Annotated in this window: 2 protein-coding genes and 1 pseudogene; 2 read left to right on the top strand and 1 reads right to left on the bottom strand. The window is 68.3% G+C overall.

Annotated elements, in window-relative coordinates:
• Positions 1-428: 428 nt before the first annotated feature.
• Both ABZY11_RS43510 and ABZY11_RS43505 read left to right on the top strand, forming a co-directional pair.
• Positions 429-1,004 (top strand): GNAT family N-acetyltransferase, encoded by a 576-nt coding sequence (locus ABZY11_RS43510; protein ID WP_356484473.1) that lies wholly within the window; start codon positions 429-431, stop codon positions 1,002-1,004.
• A 189-nt stretch (positions 1,005-1,193) separates the two neighbouring features.
• Positions 1,194-1,823, top strand: coding sequence for a class I SAM-dependent methyltransferase (locus ABZY11_RS43505; RefSeq protein WP_356484472.1), 630 nt, complete (start codon positions 1,194-1,196; stop codon positions 1,821-1,823).
• A gap of 16 nt (positions 1,824-1,839) precedes the next feature.
• On the opposite strand, the pseudogene ABZY11_RS43500 reads toward ABZY11_RS43505, so the two are convergent.
• Positions 1,840-3,336 (bottom strand): annotated as a pseudogene (locus ABZY11_RS43500) (IS1182 family transposase); the annotation flags it as partial.
• Positions 3,337-3,560 lie beyond the last annotated feature (224 nt).

Raw genomic sequence — 3,560 nt, 5'->3', positions numbered from 1 at the left:
AAACCCAACAACCCATTTCCTCTACCCCTTCCCAACATGTTGTGCGGGCGGGTTGGTGGTCAGGGGGGCGGTTGGTCGGGGCGGCCGGCGGGGGGGCCCGCCCACGAGTCGGTTGCGGGCCGGGTCGGCCCGTTCGTGGATGGTGTGCGGGATGCCACGGTGGCGGAGCCAGGTGCGGATCGCCCTGGTCGTCCAGCCGCTTCCGTCCCCGCAACGACTCAGGCAACAGCGGCCCGGCGAACTTCCGCCCGGTACCGGACAGTTCATGACGACGTATCGCGACCCCGTGATCCACCGTTCGAGATCATGTGAAGACACTGCCCAGCCGCCCGGGACCAGCAGTGCTCCGACCACGCATCCCCGAGGGCGCGCCAACCACCACATCGGGACCGGTGACTCGATCCAATGAGCCGGGGACAATGGATCTCATGAACGCACTGCCCACGCTGTCTGCCACTGAGATCACCTCTGATCGTCTCCGGCTGCGAAAGGCACACGACGCCGACATCGACGGCCTCATCGAGCTCCAGACCGATCCACAGGTCCGTGCCCACCTCGGCGGCCCGCGGCCCCGTACCGCTGTCGAGCAGTACTTCGACGCGAACGGCATCAGCGCCATTGCAGGCAAGCCCGGTACCTACGTCATCGCCGACAAGGAAACCGACCGGTTCATCGGCACACTCGTACTCGACCGCCGCTCCGCCGGCCTTCCCGGACATATCACCGAGGAAGGCGGGGAGCTGGAGCTGGCCTACCTCCTCCGACACGGATGTTGGGGTGCGGGGCTGGCATTCGAGGCCGCCACGACCATGCTGCATGCCGCCGCCGACGAGCTGCCCGACCAGCCGGTCCTGGTGGTGACCCAGACGGCCAACGAGCGCTCCCTCAAGCTCGCCGCCCGTCTCGGCTTCCAGCGCATGAGCACCTTCGAGGCGTATGACGCGGAGCAAACCCTCGCTGTAGCCGAGCTGCACTCGTTCAAGGCCCGGTCGCCTGTCTCTTGACCCACGCCGAAAGCAGGGCAGCCGATACGCCCTGCGACGTGCGGCAGGGGGCACGTTCGGCAACGTGCCGGGCGACCGCGTCGGCGCCGGGGCGGGCGTACCGTTCCGGGGAGCGGACCGAGGCGTGGCGGGAGCGGGCCGGCAGCATCAGAGCCCGGGTGGGCGCGTTCGCTGTGGCAGGGTCGGACCATGCCTTTCGACCACAACGACCACTATCACCGCTTGCTGTTGCGCCAGATGCCGCGGAATTGCGGTGCGGCTCTGGATGTTGGCTGCGGGACTGGCCGGTTTGCGCGGCGCCTCGCCGATCTGGGTATCGAGGTCGATGCGATCGATCCGTCCGCGGAGGCTGTCGCGGAGGCTCATGCCCTGTCGGAGTCGGCAGAAGGCGCCAAGAGTCCGCGATTCCGGCAGGCGGATGTCACCGATGTCGAACTCGCCGAGGGGCACTACGACTTCATCTCGTGCCTGGCCAGCATCCATCACATGTCCTTCGACGCCGTCGCCGCTCTGCGTGATGCGCTCGCGCCGGGTGGAGTTCTGGTGATCCTGGGGTGTTATCCGGAGAAGAGCCGTCTCGACTGGGCGTGGAGTCTGGCGGCCGTGCCCGTCAACGCCGTCGCCAGGCTCGCCGTTGCCGCGGTGGACATGAACCGCTCTGCTGCGTCGGCCGGCCGGGGGCGGGTCAGGGCTCCGGTAATGCCACCGACCATGCCCCTGCACGAGATCCGCCGGGAGGCCGCGGTGCTGCTGCCCGGATGCAGCATTCGCAGACTGCTGTTCTGGCGCTATCTGCTCGTCTTCCGTACCGGCGCCTGACAAGACCACGGCGGAACCGCAGGCCGCAACGTCCGACGGCCTGGGAGATGGTGCCCTCGACTCCGGCACGGATCTTGTACCGCTCTTTCCAGGCGTGGGTTCGCTGCTCGGCTCGGGCCGTTCGGACGGTTTCGTGTTCGTCGCGGCCCTGCCGGGGGTTGGGCTCGCGGCGTCGTGGCGAGGGTGAGTTGACGCAGTCGCGCAGGTGAGGGCAGGGGCGGCAGTCGGCCGGGCTGAAGCGGACCCGGATGACGGGCAGGCCCTGCTGGGAACGCCGCTCGGCCCACTGCGTACTGACGACGCCGTTCGGGCACGTCACCTGTTCGCGGTCCCAGTCGATGGTGAAGGCGTCCTGTCCGAAGGGGCCGTCGGCCGACGCGGCGGTGCTGGCGGCCATCGGCCCGTGCAGGATGACGCCGTGCTCCCGCCGGGCGGCCACAACCTGGCCGGCGGTGGGATATCCGGCATCGACCCAGTGCTCGGCGGGCAGGCAGTCCCGCGCGGCCAGCCCGTCGTGGATCTCGGGGACTGTCACGCTGTCGTGGACGGTGGCGGGGGTGGTGGCAACGTTCGTGATCAGGTTCGGCGTCTCCGGCTCGCAGGTCTCGGTCAGGTGAACCTTGTATCCGTCCCACATGGTGTCCCGTTTGACGCTGCCGCGGGCTTCGGTGTCATAGGGGGTGACCAGGCGCATCGTGCCCGGCGGGCGGTCTTTTGGGTCCCTGCGCCTCACCTCGCCCTCTACCAGGTGGAAGTGCTGGACCCACATCTGCCGCAAGGTCTCCACCTCCGTCAGGGTGCCCAGGCCAGGTGGTGCCTCTGCGGCGAAGAGCGCCTCAAGCAGGCGCATGCTGTCACGGCCGATCCGCTGGCCTACCTCGTCGCGCTTGGCGCGGGCCTTGGGGAAACGGGAGTCCTCGGCCCTGGTGGCGTAGTGCTTGAACCAGTCCGGCTCCGCGATGTCCGACAGCCAGTCGGGGGCGGCCTGGGCGAGCGCGTTGAGCGCCGATCGCAAGGTCTCGGCGACCATCTCCAGCCAGGACAGCTCCCGCACCGACGACAGCACATGCGTGGCGTCGGTGCGGGCCCGGCCCGCAGTCTTGAGCAGACCCTTCTCCCGGGCCGCGATCAGGATGCTGTCCAGCAACCGCTGCCCGGCGTCAGCTTCCACCAAGCGGTCCCGGAACTCCGACAGCACCGAGAAGTCGAACCCCGGATCATCCAGAGCCAGACCGAGGGCGTACTTGAAGTCGATCCTGGCCCGGACCGCCTCCGCGGCCTGCCGGTCGGTGAGTCCCTCGACGAACTGCAACACCAGTACCAGGGACAGACGCCCCGGCGACCAGGCAGGTTTCCCCCGCACCGGGAACAGGTCCGCGAACTCCTCGTCCGTGAACATCGGCCCCAGCTCGTCCCGGACCCGGATCGCCAGACTTCCCTTCGGGAAGGCACCCCGAGCCACCCGCACCGTCTCCGCCGGGATCTCCCCAGATCCCTTCGGCTGCATCGACATCCACACCCACCCCATACGACAACGTCGGCCTTCAAGACCACAACCGGGTCTTGAAGGCCGACGTCACGCGAAGCCCCGAATTAACCAACAGCATCCACCAGGCCCGGGGCTTCGTCGCGTCTCGGGTCAGGGGAGTGTCATGAATCAGGTGTGGACCTCCACGAAGGAGTCACCTGATGAGTACGACGACTGATCACCTGATCGAGACTGGGGCCGGTGTGTCG

The sequence above is a fragment of the Streptomyces sp. NPDC006510 genome, from assembly GCF_040611955.1.
Lineage (GTDB): Bacteria > Actinomycetota > Actinomycetes > Streptomycetales > Streptomycetaceae > Streptomyces.
This window is presented reverse-complemented; position numbering and strand designations above follow the sequence as displayed.